The 14,644-nt window shown below is 68.2% G+C and carries 21 protein-coding genes and 8 pseudogenes; 5 read left to right on the top strand and 24 right to left on the bottom strand.

The window, feature by feature from the left end; genetic code table 11:
• Positions 1–16 precede the first annotated feature (16 nt).
• Both KAE78_RS03690 and KAE78_RS03685 read left to right on the top strand, forming a co-directional pair.
• Positions 17–754 (top strand): annotated as a pseudogene (locus KAE78_RS03690) (iron chelate uptake ABC transporter family permease subunit); the annotation flags it as partial.
• Between the two features lie 207 nt (positions 755–961).
• Positions 962–1,718: pseudogene (locus KAE78_RS03685) on the top strand (ABC transporter ATP-binding protein).
• Here KAE78_RS03685 and KAE78_RS03680 read toward each other — a convergent pair.
• The 23 genes and pseudogenes from KAE78_RS03680 to KAE78_RS03595 form a co-directional block, all read right to left on the bottom strand.
• On the bottom strand, positions 1,706–2,398 hold the full coding sequence (locus tag KAE78_RS03680; protein ID WP_223171853.1) for an FGGY-family carbohydrate kinase: 693 nt from the start codon (positions 2,396–2,398) through the stop codon (positions 1,706–1,708). The pseudogene KAE78_RS03685 and the gene KAE78_RS03680 overlap by 13 nt on opposite strands.
• A 64-nt stretch (positions 2,399–2,462) precedes the next feature.
• Positions 2,463–3,074, bottom strand: a complete 612-nt coding sequence (locus KAE78_RS03675; protein ID WP_223171851.1) for an FGGY family carbohydrate kinase — start codon at positions 3,072–3,074, stop codon at positions 2,463–2,465.
• A gap of 39 nt (positions 3,075–3,113) precedes the next feature.
• Positions 3,114–3,433, bottom strand: a pseudogene (locus tag KAE78_RS17280) (SDR family oxidoreductase); the annotation flags it as partial.
• Positions 3,427–3,879 carry an SDR family NAD(P)-dependent oxidoreductase gene (locus KAE78_RS17275; RefSeq protein WP_411156013.1) on the bottom strand — a complete coding sequence of 151 codons (453 nt, stop codon included), beginning with the start codon at positions 3,877–3,879 and terminating at the stop codon, positions 3,427–3,429. The gene KAE78_RS17275 and the pseudogene KAE78_RS17280, both read right to left, overlap by 7 nt.
• A gap of 92 nt (positions 3,880–3,971) precedes the next feature.
• Positions 3,972–4,499, bottom strand: a complete 528-nt coding sequence (locus KAE78_RS03665; protein ID WP_223171850.1) for a hypothetical protein — start codon at positions 4,497–4,499, stop codon at positions 3,972–3,974.
• A 63-nt stretch (positions 4,500–4,562) separates the two neighbouring features.
• Positions 4,563–5,015 (bottom strand): annotated as a pseudogene (locus tag KAE78_RS17270) (sugar ABC transporter substrate-binding protein); the annotation flags it as partial.
• Between the two features lie 64 nt (positions 5,016–5,079).
• Positions 5,080–5,373, bottom strand: a complete 294-nt coding sequence (locus KAE78_RS17265; protein WP_262927742.1) for a substrate-binding domain-containing protein — start codon at positions 5,371–5,373, stop codon at positions 5,080–5,082.
• Positions 5,370–6,446: an ABC transporter permease gene (locus KAE78_RS03655; RefSeq protein WP_223171849.1), complete on the bottom strand. Its 1,077-nt coding sequence runs from the start codon at positions 6,444–6,446 to the stop codon at positions 5,370–5,372. The genes KAE78_RS17265 and KAE78_RS03655 overlap by 4 nt, the downstream gene beginning before the upstream one ends.
• Positions 6,419–6,667 carry a hypothetical protein gene (locus KAE78_RS03650; RefSeq protein ID WP_223171848.1) on the bottom strand — a complete coding sequence of 83 codons (249 nt, stop codon included), beginning with the start codon at positions 6,665–6,667 and terminating at the stop codon, positions 6,419–6,421. The genes KAE78_RS03655 and KAE78_RS03650 overlap by 28 nt, the downstream gene beginning before the upstream one ends.
• A 16-nt stretch (positions 6,668–6,683) precedes the next feature.
• Positions 6,684–7,466 carry an ATP-binding cassette domain-containing protein gene (locus KAE78_RS03645; RefSeq protein WP_223171847.1) on the bottom strand — a complete coding sequence of 261 codons (783 nt, stop codon included), beginning with the start codon at positions 7,464–7,466 and terminating at the stop codon, positions 6,684–6,686.
• A complete protein-coding gene (locus KAE78_RS03640) occupies positions 7,463–7,669 on the bottom strand; it encodes a hypothetical protein (protein WP_223171846.1) in 207 nt (68 codons plus the stop codon). The genes KAE78_RS03645 and KAE78_RS03640 overlap by 4 nt, the downstream gene beginning before the upstream one ends.
• Before the next feature lie 65 nt (positions 7,670–7,734).
• Positions 7,735–8,079 carry an ATP-binding cassette domain-containing protein gene (locus tag KAE78_RS03635; RefSeq protein ID WP_262927741.1) on the bottom strand — a complete coding sequence of 115 codons (345 nt, stop codon included), beginning with the start codon at positions 8,077–8,079 and terminating at the stop codon, positions 7,735–7,737.
• A gap of 77 nt (positions 8,080–8,156) precedes the next feature.
• A complete protein-coding gene (locus KAE78_RS18335; RefSeq protein ID WP_317451934.1) occupies positions 8,157–8,417 on the bottom strand; it encodes a hypothetical protein in 261 nt (86 codons plus the stop codon).
• A 64-nt stretch (positions 8,418–8,481) separates the two neighbouring features.
• Positions 8,482–8,616, bottom strand: a pseudogene (locus tag KAE78_RS18330) (NAD(P)-dependent alcohol dehydrogenase); the annotation flags it as partial.
• A gap of 38 nt (positions 8,617–8,654) precedes the next feature.
• Complete coding sequence (locus KAE78_RS18325) at positions 8,655–9,176, bottom strand: alcohol dehydrogenase catalytic domain-containing protein (RefSeq protein ID WP_317451851.1); 522 nt, start codon at positions 9,174–9,176, stop codon at positions 8,655–8,657.
• A gap of 28 nt (positions 9,177–9,204) precedes the next feature.
• Positions 9,205–9,357 (bottom strand): hypothetical protein, encoded by a 153-nt coding sequence (locus tag KAE78_RS03625; RefSeq protein ID WP_223171841.1) that lies wholly within the window; start codon positions 9,355–9,357, stop codon positions 9,205–9,207.
• A gap of 74 nt (positions 9,358–9,431) precedes the next feature.
• Positions 9,432–9,860 carry a transaldolase family protein gene (locus tag KAE78_RS03620; protein WP_223171839.1) on the bottom strand — a complete coding sequence of 143 codons (429 nt, stop codon included), beginning with the start codon at positions 9,858–9,860 and terminating at the stop codon, positions 9,432–9,434.
• Complete coding sequence (locus KAE78_RS03615) at positions 9,860–10,630, bottom strand: FGGY-family carbohydrate kinase (protein ID WP_223171837.1); 771 nt, start codon at positions 10,628–10,630, stop codon at positions 9,860–9,862. The genes KAE78_RS03620 and KAE78_RS03615 overlap by 1 nt, the downstream gene beginning before the upstream one ends.
• 68 nt (positions 10,631–10,698) lie before the next feature.
• Positions 10,699–10,818, bottom strand: a pseudogene (locus KAE78_RS19355) (hypothetical protein); the annotation flags it as partial.
• 76 nt (positions 10,819–10,894) lie between these two features.
• A pseudogene (locus KAE78_RS03610) lies at positions 10,895–11,314 on the bottom strand (FGGY family carbohydrate kinase); the annotation flags it as partial.
• Complete coding sequence (locus KAE78_RS03605) at positions 11,311–11,502, bottom strand: hypothetical protein (RefSeq protein ID WP_223172535.1); 192 nt, start codon at positions 11,500–11,502, stop codon at positions 11,311–11,313. The gene KAE78_RS03605 and the pseudogene KAE78_RS03610, both read right to left, overlap by 4 nt.
• Before the next feature lie 74 nt (positions 11,503–11,576).
• A pseudogene (locus KAE78_RS19350) lies at positions 11,577–11,642 on the bottom strand (hypothetical protein); the annotation flags it as partial.
• Positions 11,639–11,959: a hypothetical protein gene (locus tag KAE78_RS03595; RefSeq protein WP_223172534.1), complete on the bottom strand. Its 321-nt coding sequence runs from the start codon at positions 11,957–11,959 to the stop codon at positions 11,639–11,641. The gene KAE78_RS03595 and the pseudogene KAE78_RS19350, both read right to left, overlap by 4 nt.
• Positions 11,960–12,107: 148 nt before the next feature.
• On the opposite strand from KAE78_RS03595, the gene KAE78_RS03590 reads away from it, so the two are divergent.
• On the top strand, positions 12,108–13,061 hold the full coding sequence (locus KAE78_RS03590) for a sugar-binding transcriptional regulator (protein WP_223171836.1): 954 nt from the start codon (positions 12,108–12,110) through the stop codon (positions 13,059–13,061).
• Positions 13,054–13,707, top strand: a complete 654-nt coding sequence (locus KAE78_RS03585; RefSeq protein WP_223171835.1) for a hypothetical protein — start codon at positions 13,054–13,056, stop codon at positions 13,705–13,707. Before KAE78_RS03590 ends, KAE78_RS03585 begins: the two co-directional genes overlap by 8 nt.
• 19 nt (positions 13,708–13,726) lie before the next feature.
• On the opposite strand, the gene KAE78_RS03580 is transcribed toward KAE78_RS03585, so the two are convergent.
• Complete coding sequence (locus KAE78_RS03580; protein ID WP_223171834.1) at positions 13,727–13,936, bottom strand: hypothetical protein; 210 nt, start codon at positions 13,934–13,936, stop codon at positions 13,727–13,729.
• Positions 13,937–13,985: 49 nt separating this feature from the next.
• On the opposite strand from KAE78_RS03580, the gene KAE78_RS03575 reads away from it, so the two are divergent.
• The gene (locus KAE78_RS03575; protein ID WP_223171833.1) at positions 13,986–14,642 is read left to right on the top strand and encodes a lipoyl protein ligase domain-containing protein; all 657 of its coding nucleotides are present in this window, start codon (positions 13,986–13,988) and stop codon (positions 14,640–14,642) included.
• Positions 14,643–14,644 lie beyond the last annotated feature (2 nt).

Here is a 14,644-nt window from a genome sequence, read left to right as displayed (position 1 = left end):
CCGACGGCGCTATCTGATGGTCCTGGCCGCGCTGATCGTCGCGGCCGCAGCGATCACGGTGCTGATCATGTCGTGGAACAACCCCTACGCGATCTTCAGCGAACGCTGGTGGCGCATCTCGAACATGCGCACGGCATCGCTCATCGTCATCGCCCTCGTCACGTTCTGCCAGGCCTTCGCCACCGTGACGTTCCAGACGGCGACGAACAACCGGATCATCACGCCGTCGATCATGGGCTTCGAATCGCTGTACGTGCTCATCCAGACCGCGATCGTCTTCTTCTTCGGCGCGACGGGTCTGCTGGTGGTGAGCGACTTCGGCCAGTTCCTGCTTCAGGCGGCGGTGATGGTGCTCTTCGCCGTGCTGCTCTACTCCTGGCTGCTGTCGGGTCGCCTCGGGAGTCTGCACATCATGCTGCTGGTCGGCATCATCATCGGCACCGGGCTCGGGGCGCTGTCGACCTTCATGCAGCGGATGCTGGACCCCAATGAGTTCGACGTGCTCCGCGCCCGGCTCTTCGGCAACGTCGGCAACGCCGAGACCGACTTCCTGTGGTTCGTGATCCCCGTGTGCGCCGTCGCCGGAGCGACCATCTGGATGCTCTCGCATCGGCTCAACGTCATCGCCCTCGGCAGCGACATCAGCACCAACCTGGGCCTCGGGCACAAGCGGCAGGTCATGCTCATGCTCACCCTGGTCTCGGTGCTCATGGCGATGAGCACCTCCCTGGTGGGGCCGATGACCTTCCTCGGCTTCCTCATCGCGACGCTCGCGTACGCGGTGACCGACACCTACGATCACCGCCGGATCCTCCGGTCGCCTGGCTCCTCGGCTACACGATCCTGGGCGGCGCCTACTTCCTCCTGCGGCACGTGCTGCCCATGGTCGACACGGTCACCATCATCGTGGAGCTCATCGGGGCCTCGTCTTCCTGTTCGTCATCCTCAGAAGGGGACGCCTATGATCCGTCTGTCGAACGTCGTCAAGCGCTACAACAGCGACGTGGCGATCGGGCCCGTCTCCCTCGAACTGCCCGCGGGCGGCATCGTCGCGCTGGTCGGGCCCAACGGGCCGGGAAGTCGACCGTCCTCACCATGATGGGCAGGCTCCTCGCCCCGATGAGGGCACCGTGGAGATCGGCGGGGTCGACGTGCACCAGACGCCCTCGAAGCACGTCGCCAGGACCGTGTCGATCCTGCGGCAGGAGAACCACTTCGTCACCCGTCTGACGGTGCGCCAGCTCGTCGGCTTCGGCCGGTACCCGTACAGCGGAGGCCGGTTGACGCAGCTCGACGAGGACAAGATCTCCGAGGCGATCGACTTCCTGAACCTGGCCAGCCTGGAACAGAGGTTCCTCGACCAGCTCTCCGGCGGACAGCGCCAGCGCGCCTACGTCGCCATGGTCCTCGCGCAGGACACCGACTACCTCCTGCTCGACGAGCCTCTCAACAACCTCGACGCGCAGCACTCCGTGCAGATGATGCAGCAGCTTCGCAAGGCCGCCGACGAACTGGGCAGGACGATCGTCATCGTGCTGCACGACATCAACTTCGCCGCCGCGTACAGCGACTACATCATCGCGATGGACGAGGGCAGGGTCGCCGTTCACGGGACGCCGGAGGACATCATCCGCGACGACGTCCTCACCCGGGTCTTCCGCACCCCCGTCACCGTCGTCGACGGACCCTCGGGAAAGTTCGCCGTTTACCACCGGTGAGCGTCGTCCTGCGCGTGCGCCCGCGGGGCGTCACCCGACCCGAGTGCTCGGCCGGCGTCCTGGTGCCAGCCGAGCGCGTCGCCCGCGATGAGCGCGACGCCCACAGCGGTCGCCTCGGTCTCGTCGAGCGCGAGGATCGGCTCTCCCAGTACGGCGGACTTCAGCGCGAGCCAGCCGCGCGAGCGCGTCCACCCTCCCACGGCATGGATCGGAGTCGGTTCCCGGTCGTCCAGCGCGCGCAGCCGTGTGATGGAGGCCGCACCGACGCGCGCGCAGTCCACGAGCGCGCGGAAGGCGAGGTCCTCCGGATCCAGATCGTGCGCCTCCGGCAGCCAGCGGGGCTCCCGCCCTCCGGACTCCCCGAACTCGAACACCGGCCGAGTCGGCAGGGGCCGCGCGGTGGGATGCTCAAGGAGCGTGTCGATGGCGGATGCGGCATCCGGACGCGTGCGGCGGATCCAGTCGACGTTCCGCGCGAGCTCGTGCACGACGAAGAGCGCCGCGCCGCTGTGCTCGATGCCCGGGGAGAGATCGACGCCGGCGGGGCGGCGCGCGGGGAAGCCGTCGAGCTGGACGACGACGACCTCCGCCGTCCCCATCGAGTCGACGACGGTCCGCGGAAGGGCGCGCCCGACGGCGGATGCCGCGACGACATGATCGTGCCCGCCGGCGACCGCCACGGCCCGGGCGCGAGCACCTCGCGCAGGGCGGGGGAGCGGAGCTCGCCGACGATGGTCCCGGCCGTCACGACGGGCGGGAGCGCATCCACCGACCCAGGGTGGCGTCCACCCGGGAGCTGATCCAGGAGCGCTGACGCGGGCGCCACGCCGCCGTGCGTGCGGCGAGGCTGTCGCTGAGGAACGCCGCCCCGGTCCAGCGCACGAGCGGGGAGTCCGCGACGCTGATCCAGACGGTGTCCCGTCCAGCTGCTCCGGGTGCTCCATGCGCAGCAGCGCCCAGGCCGAGACCGTGCGCGCCGGGTCGAGATCGACCGCCGCGTCCCCTCGTCGTCGGGATCCGAGAGCTCCCCGTCATCTCCATCGCGCCGGCGCGCCGCGGGTCGAACCACGCCATCGCCGCGCCGCGTGCGTGCAGATCCCGATCTGCGACGTAGCCGTCCTCGCCCATGCCGGCGCTGGCTATCGCCGAGACCTGGAATCGGCCGCGCGCGACCTCGAGCACCGCCTGCTCGACGGCGAGGTGCAACGCCTCGGGATCGATCTCCCGGTTCGCCGTGCGCGGTGTCGGAAAGCTCAGCCGGCCGCGGATCTCGCCCTTCTCGTCGAGCGCGAGGACCTTGACGTTCGTGCTCCCGGTGTCGATGCCGATCGTCACCGGAGGGGCAGCACGAGACATGTCCCATTCTCTCCCGAGTTCGTGGCGGAGCGACACCGATCAGAACAATGTGTAGCCGCCGTCGACGACGAGCACGGTGCCGGACATGAAGCTCGCGGCCTCCGAGGCGAGGAAGACCACGGAAGGGCTCACCTCGTCGGGAGTCGCATAGCGCTCCTGCGGCGCATCCTCGATCCAGTAGCGGTGGAACCGGGGTTCGTCCACCGGCGACATGTCCGTCTTGATGTACCCGGGAGCCACCGCGTTGACGCGCACGCCCGCGGCGCCCACTCGGCGGCCAGCGACTTCGTCAGCTGGTGGACGGCCGCTTTCGAGGCGTTGTAGGCCGGTTGCATCTGCGGTCGGTTGACGATCATGCCCGAGATGGAGCCGATGTTGACGATGCTGCCGTTTCCGCGTTCGACCATGTGCGCCCGACCGCCCGCGACATGCGCCACAGCGCCGTGACGTTGGTCTCGAAGACGTGCGACCACTCGTCATCGGTCACTTCGAGAGCGGGGCGATGGATGCAGGCGCCGGCGTTGTTGATCAGCACGTCGATGCGGCCGGCCCGGCCGACGGCGTCCGCGGCCACCCGATCCGCTGCGCCCGGCTCGGTCAGATCTCCCAGCACGACCCACGCGCGACGCCCGAGTGACTCGATCTCCGTCTTCACGGCGGATGCGGCGTCAGCATCGCGGCCGTGAATCACGACGTCGGCGCCGGCCTCGGCCAGGGCGACGGCGAAGGCCCGGCCGAGCCCGCGAGTGGCGCCGGTGACGAGTGCGACGCGGTCGGTGAGGGCGAAGGCATCCAGAACGGACATGAAGTACTCCTTAGATCGGGGGAACGTGATGGCGGCGTCGGCACGCACGCGTGTCGACGCGATGAGTCTGGCGTTGGGTTCGTCGACCTCGGTCACCCAGCGGATCGCCTCGTCGCGGGTGCGACCATGCCGGCGATGGCGTTCGATGAGACGGGTGCGGCGCAGGGCATCGGGGAGGTCGAGATACCAGACCTCGTCGAGCTGCGCGCCGATCTGTTCCCAGCCTCCGGCGTCGGACAGGAGGTAGTTGCCTTCGACGATGACGAGGGAGCAGACGAGGGGAGGGGGATCGCGCCGGCGATCGCCGCCTCCAGGCCCCGGTCGAAGCGGGGGACGACGATGTCCTCACCGGCGCGGAGACGCCGGAGCGCGGCGGAGAGACCGGCGACGTCGAAGGTGTCCGGAGCGCCTTTGCGGTCGCGGCGGTCGAGGGCGTCCAGCAGCTCGTCGGCCAAGTGGTAGCCGTCCATGGGAAGCACCGGCGCACCCAGGCTGTCTGCGAAGGTGGATTTGCCCGAGCCCGGCGCTCCGACGATGCCCAGCAGGAAGGGTCGGGCCTTCCTCGGCCGTGCCAGGGTCTGCAGGCGCGTGCGCGCCTGGATCTCGCTCAGCTCGATCATCTCTCCGCTCCTGCCGTGATGATGCGGGGCGGCCTGTGCAGGCCGCCCGCATCATCGGCTCGGTCACTGGTCGATCAGACCGGCTTCCTTGTACAGGTCGATGTACTCCTGTGCGTTGTCCCGGGTGATGAGCGGGTTGCCCACGTCCACGTGCACCTCGGACTGCGCGCCGGTGAGCAGGTCGTGCACGGCCTTGAGGTTCAGCTGCGCGAGCTCGCGGGCGTTCTGCAACGACGTGGCCGTCATCCCGCCGTCGGCGATGAGGAGGGCCGCTTCGGGCGTCCCGTCGACACCGAAGGCGAGGATGCCGTCGAAGCCGGACTTGCCCTTGACCGCCTCGAGTGCACCGGTGGCCATATTGTCGTTCATCGAGATGATCGCATCGATGTCGGAGTTGGCCAGCGACCAGTCCTCCATGAGGGTGAGCGCTTCGTCCTTGTTCCAGTTGGCGATGTCCTCGGCGACGATGGTCACGTCAGAGCGCACGTCGAAGAACTCCTTCTGCCAGGCGTCACGACGGGCCGTGCTGTGGAAGTTTCCGGCCGGGCCGTTGAGGACGACGACGTTCGCCCCTCCGGGATCAGGTCGAGAGCGAGCTCCGCGACCACGGCGCCCTGCGCATAGGGTCGGCGTCGACGGAGCTGCCGCCGTTGAGGCCCTCCACGCGCGGGTTCGTGGTGATCGTGACGATGCCGGCGTCGATCGACTGCTGGATGTAGGGCAGCTGTGCATCGGCGTTGTTGGCCTGGACGATGATGGCGTCGAAGCGGTTGGCGATCGCGTTCTCGATCATCCGGTTCTCGACCTCGTCATCGGCCTGGCCGTCGAACACCTCCAGGGTGATGTCGGCGTAGTTCTCGGCCTCCGCCCTCATCTCGTTCGCGAGCCACGCGGCGAAGGAGTCGGCCTGCGCACGCGCGATGTACGCGACGCGGTACTCATCCTTCTCTTCGGGCTCGCCGCCGTTGCCCCGGTCGTGGGGTTGCCGGTCGTGACCGCACAGCCGGCCAGGCTGATCGCCGTCACTGCGGCGGCGCCGAGTGCGATGATCCTGCGGGTAAGAGTCTTCATTGTGCTCTCCTCGTGTGTTTTCGGTGTTGCAGGGATAGTGGTCAGGTTTGTTCGATCAAGCTGAGGGTTTCGCGCCTCCTGGGGCGGCGATGACGCTCTGCCGCCGGCGGCGATCGTTGCTCCCTTCGCGTCGGACTTGAGGATCGTGGTCTTCGCCTTGCCGCGCTTGCTGAAGACGTCGTAGGCCACGGCGACGACGATGATGGAACCCATCACGATCTGCTGGATGTAGGAGCCGATGCCGATCAGGTTCATGATGTTGCCGAGCACCCCGACGATCAGCGCGCCGGCCAGCGTGCCCATGACAGTTCCGACGCCGCCGGAGAAGCTCGTGCCACCGATGATGGGAGCGGTGATCGCCTGCAGTTCGTATCCGATCCCGGCGTTGGGCAGGCCCGCGTTGACACGCGACATGAAGATCGCACCGGCGATGCCGACGAGGACACCGTTGACGAGGAACGCCTGGTACTTGACGCGCTCGACCGCGATTCCGGCCGCCCGGGCGGCCTCTTCATTGCCGCCGACCGCGTACACGGCCCGGCCATAGCGGGTCTGGTTCATGAGGTACCAGACGACGATGGTCACGATGATCAGGATCAGGACGGGAATGGGCAGCCATCCGAGATTGCCCTGGCCGATCAGGATGAAGTCGCCCAGCTGCAGGATGTTCTGCCCCTGGGTGAGTTCGAGCACGGCGCCGCGGGCGATGAGCATCATTCCCAGCGTCACGATGAATGCCGGAGTGCGCAGCGTCGCCACCATGAAGGCGTTGACCAGGTTGCAGAGCACTCCGATGGCGATCGCTCCAAGGAGGGCGAGAAGCATGTTCCCGGTGGATTTGTAGACCATCACCGCCACGACGCCGGCGAAGGCCATGACCGCCCCGCGGACAGGTCGATCATGCCGCCGATGATCAGCGTCATTGCCCCGTAGGCGAGGATTGTGATCACCGCGACCTGTCGGAGGACGTTGAAGATGTTGTCACCGCTGAGGAAGTTGGGGCTCAGAAGACTCGCCGCGACGATCACCACAAGCAGGATGATGAAGATCGAGTACCGGCTCGCTTCGAAGGTCTTGAGTTTGGCCAGCATGGTCATGCCACCTCGATTTCGTTCATGGCGTATTTGAGGATTGTTTCCTGAGAGAACTGCTCGGGTTCAGTTCGGCGGTCAGGCGCCCCGCCGACATCACGTAGATGCGATCGCACATCCCGATCAGCTCAGGAAGCTCGGAGGAGATCATGAGGATGCCGCGGCCCTGCCGGGCCAGCTCGGTCATGATCTTGTAGATCTCGAACTTCGCGCCCACGTCGATGCCTCGCGTGGGCTCGTCGAGCAGCATCACCTTGGGATCGGCGATGAGCCACCGCGCCAGCAGCACCTTCTGCTGGTTGCCGCCGCTGAGGTTGGCGATGCGTGTCTTCAGATTCGGCGCCTTGACGTTCATCTTCGTGAAGTACTCTTCGGCGAGCCGCTCTTCTTCGCGGTGACGGGTGAACCCGCCGCGAATGACCTTCTTCAGGCTCGCCAGGGTCGCGTTCTTCATGATGCTCAGCTGGGGGATGATTCCCACGAGCCGGCGGTCCTCCGAAAGCATCGCGATGCCGGCGCGGATCGCCTGAGTGGGGTTCTTGATCTTGATCGCCTGGGTGTCGACCTCGATCTGACCGCTGTCGAGCTTGTCGAGGCCGAAGATCGCCCGGATCACCTCGCTGCGTCCGGCACCGATCAGGCCCGCCAGTCCTACGATCTCTCCGGCGCGGATCTCCAGATCGATGTTCTCGAACATGTGCTCGCTGGATAGGCCTGTGGCCTTGAACACCGTCTCACCGATCTCGATGCGCTCTTTGGGGAAGGACTGGTGGTCCAGGTCGCGCCCCACCATCTGCGCGATCACCTGCCCGCCGTGAGCGCCGATGCCGGCTGGGAGCTGACGACGGTGCCGTCGCGGAGCACGGAGATGTCGTCGGCCAGTTCAAAGACCTCGTCCATCTTGTGCGAGATGTAGATGATCGACTTGCCCGCAGCTCGCAGGGAACGGATCTTCGCGAAAAGGGATTCGACCTCTTTGTGCGCGATCGCCGAGGTCGGCTCATCCATAATCAGAACGTCGGCGCTGTGATATGCGGCCCGGGCGATCTCCAGCGTCTGGATCTCCGAGACGGTCAGCGTCCCCAGCCGCCGGTGGATGGAGAAATCCAGCCCTCTTCTTTCAGGATTCGGCGCGCCTCCCGGCGGATGTGACGCCAGTCGATCTTGCCGAACCGCATGGGCAGCCGCCCGAGGAAGAAGCTCTCGGCGATCGTCATGTCGGGGACGTAGTTCAGCTCTTGTGAGATCATCGCGATGCCCTGTGCGCGGGCCTCGATGGGATTGCGGATGCGCACCGCCTCACCGTTCACGCGGATCGTGCCGGCATCGGGCTGATAGATGCCGTTGATGATCTTCATGAGGGTGGACTTGCCCGCGCCGTTCTCGCCGCACAGCGCGTGCACTGTACCGGGACGCACCTCGAAGGAGACGTCATCGAGTGCCTTGACACCAGGGAAAGACTTCGAAACGCCCTGGACAGACAGTAGATTCTGCGTCATCTCGCGCTCCCCACCGACGGCTCTTCCACCACCCGCACACCGGGCAGAACGATGCGTTTGAGCGACCCGTCCGTGCCCTCGCCGGTCAGCGCCTGCTCGACCTGCTCGATGCCGTAGACGTGGGTCACCAGAGAGTCCAGCTCGACGGCTCCCGACTCGAGCAGCGTGCGTGCGATCGGCCAGGTGCCGGTGTAGCGGAACGTACCGGTCACGTTGAGTTCGCGCATCGCGACCTCGGGACCGAGAGGGGAACTCATCGGCGCTGCCGACCAGAACGACCGTACCGCCGGCGCGGGTGGACCGGATTCCATTGGTGATCGCCGCCGTCGCGCCGGAGGCGTCGACGAAGACGTGCGCCTGGAGGCTTTCGGTCGACTCGGAGAGAGGATCGACCGTGCGCATGCCGTACTCGGCGGCGAGGCTGCGACGGGCGGGGTCGATATCGGCGATGATCACATCGGCGGCGCCGAAGGCCTTCGCGACCTGCGCGGTGATCAGTCCGATGGGTCCGCCCCGGCGATCAGCACGGTGTCTCCGACCTTGACTCCACCCTTCTGCGCGGCGGCGATGCCGACCGACAGGGGTTCCATCAGCGCCGCGGCGTGGTCGCTGATCGAATCGGGGATCTCATAGGCGAAATCGTCTTGGATGATGACGTACTCGGCGAAGGCGCCGTCGATCGGCGGAGTCGCGTAGAACTCCATCTCGGGGCAGAGGTTGTAGGCGCCGGAGCGGCAGAAGTCGCACTTACGGCAGGGGCGCTGGGGTTCGATCGCGACGCGCTGACCGACCCTGGCGGGGTCGACATCCTTGCCGACCGCCACGATACGGCCGCTGGCCTCGTGCCCGAGGATCATCGGAGACTCGACGATATAGGGGCCGATGCGGCCGTGCTCGTAATAGTGGACATCCGAGCCGCAGACGCCGACGCTGTGCACCTGGATGAGGACTTCATCCGATGCCGGTGTCGGCACCGCTCGCTCCTCGAGGGTGAGGTCGCGTGTTCCGCGCAGCACGCTGGCGATCATCGTTTGGGGAGGGTCCTCATGCACGTATTCCTTTCATTGCACGCTGTTCGGCGTCGATCCGGTCGAACTCCTCGGCTGCGGCCAGTGTGAGTTCGTCTTCGAGGAGCGCGTAGGCCAGAGGTGAGGAGAGGGTCAGATCGACGGCTCCGGCGGCGGCGATCTCGGCCACCTGATCGATGCTTCGCAGACTCGCCGCGAGGATTCGCGTCGAGGTGTGCATCCGCGCCATGGTGCGCACCAGCGCTAGCCCGTCGCGGCCGCTTTCGGTTGCTCGTCCGACGTAGGGGCGATCCATTGCGCACCGACGGCCGCGGCGGTCAGGATCTGCGTCGGGTGGTACACCGCGGTCACGAGCACACGGCATCCGGAGTCGACGAGCTCGCGCGCGACGGTGAGCCCGGCCGAGGTGGCGGGCAGCTTCACGACCACATCGTCGCCGAGCCCGGCGATCGCCCGTGAGGAGGCGCGCAGCTCATCGGCGCTTGCTCCGGTCGCTTGAGCGAAGAAGGTGCCCGCTCCACGCTCGCCGAGCCAGGTGTGCAGAGAGGGGAGGTCGGCGGCGGCGAGGCCCGCGCGCTGCAGGATGAGCGGGTTGGTCGTGACGCCGGCGAAGACGCCGGTGCGCAGGAGCGGTTCCAGCTGCGTGCGGTCCGCGCTGTCGAGGTAGAGCATCAGAAGTACCCCCCGTCGGCTTGCAGGTCGGCCAGGCGCAGGTAGCGCTGCCAGATGTCGTTGCGGTCGCTGCGCGGTTCGATGGTCGAGGTGATCGCAGGCCGCCACCGCTCGGTGACGGCTGTGACGCTCTCGTCGCGCACGACCGCGGCCGCTTGGATCGCCGCGCCACGGGCGGTCGCCTCCGGCGCATCGACGGTGTGCGCCGTGCGCCCGGTGAAGTCGGCGATGAGCTGCCGGTAGGCCTCCGAGCGGGCGCCCCCGCCGATGAGGATCGTGCGCCCGGTGATCCGGATGCCGCGCTCCTGCAGCAGCCGCTCGCCGCGGACGAGGCCGAGCACGACGCCCTCGAAGGCGGCCAGTGCGAGCTGCTCACGGCTGGTCGCGGTCGTCAGGCCGGCGAGCATGCCCGATGCCCAGGGGCGCCGGGGGGAGCGCTCGCCGTCCAGGTAGGCGGCCAGGACGGGGCGCGTCGGGTCGACGGGAGCCGTCAGCGCGAGCCGGGTGAGCTCTGCGTGGTCCACGCCGAGCAGTTGCGCGACGGTGTCCGTGACCTTCGTCGAGTTCAGCGTGCACACGAGCGGCAGGTACCCGCCCGTGGTGTTCGCGACGCCGTCGACTCCGCCGGAGGGGTCGACCACCGGAGCGGTGGTGCTGGCGAACACGACCCCGGATGTGCCCAGGCTGTAGGCGATGTCGCCTTCGGCGAGCCCGATGCCCTGCGCCGCCAGATGCTGGTCTCCGCCACCGGCGCCGACGAGCGCCCCCACCGGGAGGCCCAGGCCGCAGCGGCCTCTTCGGTGAGCCGGCCGGCGCCCTCATCGGGCGCGAGGACGCGCGGTAGCATCGCCTCCCAGTCGCGTTCGGCGACGAACTCGTCGAGGATGTCGGTGCGCCAGGTGACGGTGTCGGCGGAGAAGTAGCCGGTGCCCGAGGCGTCGGACCTGTCGGTGACCAGCCGGCCGGTGAGGCGGTAGGTCAGCCAGTCGTGGGGAGCAGGATGTGCCGGATGCGGCCGAAGGACTCGGGTCCTCGTCGCGCAGCCAGGCGAGCTTGGAGATCGTGATCGCCGCGGAGGGGACGATGCCGATCTGGGACGCCCACCACGCCTCGCCTCTGCGCTCGACCATCTCGGTCGCCTGACCGGCCGACGTCGTGTCGTTCCACAGCTTGGCGGGGCGGATGACGCGACCGTTCTCATCCAGGGCGACCAGGCCGTGGCACTGGGCTCCGACGCTGAGACCGACCACTCGGGCGTCGAGACCGTCCGTGGCTTCGCGAACGGCGGTGATCAGGGCTTCCCACCAGGTGTCGGGATGCTGTTCGCTCACGGGCGGGAAGGTGGCCGGATGCGGCGCACGTGCCGTGGACAGGAGCCTCCCGTGGGAGATCTCGCGGACCTCGACCGTGCAGGACTGGGTCGAGCTGTCGACGCCGATGACGACCTCTGTCATCGTGCCTCCTCCTGAGTCTCGGGGAAGGGCAGGGGCTGCGGGTCGGCGGGCATGTCGGAGAGCCGGCCTACGGCGCCGGCAGGATGCGTCGTCATGAACTCCTCCCAGGTGTATCCGCGTCCGCGCATGAGCACCTCGGCCAGGGCGTCGCCCCAGGCGGCCTGGGCGAGGGTGATCCCGGTGGCCACGATCCCGCCGATCTCCGCCCGGGGGCGACGGCCACGCGGGCGCTGAGGTCGCAGGCCTGGGCGAGGGGCGATTCGTGGCTGGCGGTCAGGGCGATCGTCTTCGCTCCCCGGCGCCGGGCGATCTGTGCGGAGAGGATCACCTCGTCCGAGGCGCCGCCCTTCGAGATGAGCAGGACGACATCGTGTGCGGTGACCGCCCGGATGCGCCGTGGAGGCTGTCCATCGGCGAGAAGGCGATCGAGGGCGTGCCCGTGACGGAGAGGATGTGCGCCATGCGGCGCGCGACGGTCCCGGAGGTGCCCGAGCCGCCGATGAAGAGCTTGCCGCGACATCCCAGGATGAGCGATGCGATGCCGACGAAGGTGTCGTCGATCGACTCGGACACCGCGTCGACCGCCGCCGCCGCTGCGGCGATGCGCTCGTGCGCCACCCTCAGGATGTCGTCGTTGACGGGCACACCCACTCCTTTGTCTGGTCTCATGCGGTGGACTCTGCGAAAGTTCGCTCAAATGTGACTTCGCAAGGTACATTTGAGCATAGATAGCCGTGAACGAAAACCTGAGGAAGCAGCTCAAATGTCACTTGATCGTGATACAAGCGCTCGAATGAGCGCCCTCAACCGTGAGTTGGATTCGGAACGCGGTCTGACCGCGGCTGTCGCCCGAGCGCACTACCTGGAGGACCGTTCCCGCGTCGAGATCGCCGAGATGTTCGAGATCTCCCGTTTCAAGGTGGCGCGCCTCCTCACGCGGGCACGCGAGGAGGGCATCGTGACGATCGGCATCCACGACGGCGGGCTCCCCGACCCCGTGCTCGCGACCCGCCTGGGCGAGCGACTGGGACTGCGGCGCTGCGAGGTCATCCGCTCGCACGGCGACGACGACAACGTGCGCACGCAGGTCGGATACGCCGCCGCCTCGCTGCTGTCCGAGACGCTCGTGCCCGACGAGGTGCTGGGGGTCGCGTGGGGGCGCACGCTGACCGCCACCGCGAGCCAGCTGGAATATCTGCCGCCGGTGTCCATCGTGCAGCTGACCGGCGTGGTCTCCAACGACATCGCCTCGTCGCCGATCGAGGTCGCCCGCCAGGCCTCGCGCACCTCGGGCGGCAAGGTCTACCCGATCTTCGCCCCGCTGTTCGTCGAGGACCGCGATGTCGCAGCCAGTCTGCGCTCCCACCCCGACATCCGGGCCGCGATCGATCTCTTCCCCGCCGTGACGACCGCCCTCCTGTCGATCGGCGCGTGGAATCCGCGCGACACGCAGATCCGGGAGGCGATGCCGCCGGACGTGCTGGAGGTCGCGGAGTCCGGCGGCTATGTCGCCGATATCGCCGGCATCCTGCTCAAGGCCGACGGCACGCCCGTCGATCCGAACTTCCAGGACCGCTGCATCAACATACACTTCGACCAGCTGCTGGCGATCCCCCGGATCGTGTGCGTCGCCGCGGGGGCGTCGAAGGCGGAGGCCGTCCTGGCGATCTCGAGGGCAGGCCTTCTCACCGAGCTGGTGGCCGATCACGTCCTGGCCGAGGCGATCTTTGCGACGGACGATGCTTGAGGTCTCCGGATCACTGTGGTCGGTTCCGGCTGCGCAGCAGCAGTCGCTCGCGCAGGAGCTGACCAGGAGCGGGCTGCGACGCCTGCACTGGGACACGACCGACGGGCGCTTCGCCGCGGAGGGCGGGTTCACGCCCGCCGAGGCCGAGCGCATCACGGCTGCGACGGGGGTTCAGGCCGAGGCGCACATCATGGCGACGGATCCGCGCGGCAGGGTCGACGAGTGGGCGGAGTTCTGCGACACCGTGATCGTGCATCTCGAGGCGGAGGGGTGGCATGAGGCGATCGACCGCATCGCCCGTCGAGGGCGGCTTCCCGGTGTCGCGGTGTCGCCCCGGACCCGTCCGGAGGAGGTGCCGGCAGACGTCGCGGTCCTGTGCATGTCCGTCACGCCGGGCGAGGCGGGCAGCGTCTTCGACCGCGGGGTGATCGAGAAGATCCGGTTCCTGCGGAGGCAGTCCCCGGATCGCCGGATCGGCGTCGACGGCGGCGTCACGCGCGGGGACGTGCCCGCGATCGAGCGCGCGGGTGCGGACTGGGTCGTCGTGGGCGGCGACCTGATCGGCGCCGGCGGCGTCGAGAGATGGTCGGACCTGATCGGCGCCGTGGGTCCTGACGGGAGCGGACGCGGTCCCCGGCCCTGGTGACAGGGAGGAGGGGCGGGTCTCAGAGCTCGATGCCGTGCGACTCGTCGTTGACACCGGAGTTGCCCGACTTGCGCGACTCCACGCCGATCAGCCAGACCAGCGAGACGAGCGCCGCGAACAGCAGTCCGAGCCAGAGGTTCTGCAGGATCAGGCCCACCACCACGCCGAGGACGAGCAGCACGACCGTCGAGGCGACCCAGATCAGGCGGTTGCGACGCTTCGCGTTCATGCCCCAGCCTAACCATCGGATGCCGCGGCGTCCCCGCTATCGTCGAGGCATGGAACCTTTCGGCCATGTCGCCCCGACGATGGATCGGATGCGGGAGAGCGCCCGCGACATCCGGATCCTGCGCCTGGCCCGACCGCTGCGCCTGATCGCCTTCAGCCGTCGCGACGAGCGCTCGCCGCGATTCGACGAGGCGGTCGAGGCGGCCGACTCCTTCGGGTTCCTCGCCGCCGTACGCCCGGTCGGCGGGACGTTCGCGCCGCTGCACGAGGGCAGCCTGGTCGTCGACGAGTTCGGCTTCTCCGAGGGCCAGGAGTGGCCGAACGCGCGCTTCGACCGGCACGCGGAGCTGCTGGCCGAGGTGTTCGCCTCCTACGGCATCGACGCCCGCGTCGGCGAGGTGCCGGGAGAGTACTGTCCTGGTGCGCACAGCGTCAACCGCGGCGGGGTCGCCAAGATCAGCGGCACGGCCCAGCGCGTCTCGCGTGGCGCATGGCTGGTGAGCTCGGTCGTGCAGGTGGAGCCGGTGGAGGCGCTGCTGCCGGTCACCGAGGCCGTGGCCGCCGCGCTCGACGCGGATGTCGACACCGCGACGATCGGCGCGCTCTCCGACACTGTGCCGTCTCTCACGGTGGAGGACGTCGCGACGCGGATCGCGGAGCGGTTCCGGGAAGACGGGATCGACGAGGTCGAGCGACTCGGGGTGTAGTC

This window comes from Microbacterium sp. NIBRBAC000506063 (assembly GCF_017968845.1).
Classification (GTDB): domain Bacteria; phylum Actinomycetota; class Actinomycetes; order Actinomycetales; family Microbacteriaceae; genus Microbacterium.
The sequence above is the reverse complement of the archived record's forward strand: the minus strand, read 5'-3'. Positions and strand labels throughout refer to the sequence as shown.

What these genes read in the sequence shown, in the direction of transcription:
- KAE78_RS03675 (WP_223171851.1), bottom strand. Translation starts at nt 3,074, where the DNA reads ATGTCTCGTGCTGCCCCTCCGGTGACGATCGGCATCGACACCGGGAGC.
- KAE78_RS17275 (WP_411156013.1), bottom strand. Translation starts at nt 3,879, where the DNA reads ATGTCCGTTCTGGATGCCTTCGCCCTCACCGACCGCGTCGCACTCGTC.
- KAE78_RS03665 (WP_223171850.1), bottom strand. Translation starts at nt 4,499, where the DNA reads ATGATCGAGCTGAGCGAGATCCAGGCGCGCACGCGCCTGCAGACCCTG.
- KAE78_RS17265 (WP_262927742.1), bottom strand. Translation starts at nt 5,373, where the DNA reads ATGAGGGCGGAGGCCGAGAACTACGCCGACATCACCCTGGAGGTGTTC.
- KAE78_RS03655 (WP_223171849.1), bottom strand. Translation starts at nt 6,446, where the DNA reads ATGGCCTTCGCCGGCGTCGTGGCGGTGATGGTCTACAAATCCACCGGG.
- KAE78_RS03650 (WP_223171848.1), bottom strand. Translation starts at nt 6,667, where the DNA reads ATGACCATGCTGGCCAAACTCAAGACCTTCGAAGCGAGCCGGTACTCG.
- KAE78_RS03640 (WP_223171846.1), bottom strand. Translation starts at nt 7,669, where the DNA reads ATGGATGAGCCGACCTCGGCGATCGCGCACAAAGAGGTCGAATCCCTT.
- KAE78_RS18335 (WP_317451934.1), bottom strand. Translation starts at nt 8,417, where the DNA reads ATGAGTTCCCCTCTCGGTCCCGAGGTCGCGATGCGCGAACTCAACGTG.
- KAE78_RS03620 (WP_223171839.1), bottom strand. Translation starts at nt 9,860, where the DNA reads ATGCTCTACCTCGACAGCGCGGACCGCACGCAGCTGGAACCGCTCCTG.
- KAE78_RS03590 (WP_223171836.1), top strand. Translation starts at nt 12,108, where the DNA reads ATGAGCGCCCTCAACCGTGAGTTGGATTCGGAACGCGGTCTGACCGCG.
- KAE78_RS03585 (WP_223171835.1), top strand. Translation starts at nt 13,054, where the DNA reads ATGCTTGAGGTCTCCGGATCACTGTGGTCGGTTCCGGCTGCGCAGCAG.
- KAE78_RS03580 (WP_223171834.1), bottom strand. Translation starts at nt 13,936, where the DNA reads ATGAACGCGAAGCGTCGCAACCGCCTGATCTGGGTCGCCTCGACGGTC.
- KAE78_RS03575 (WP_223171833.1), top strand. Translation starts at nt 13,986, where the DNA reads ATGGAACCTTTCGGCCATGTCGCCCCGACGATGGATCGGATGCGGGAG.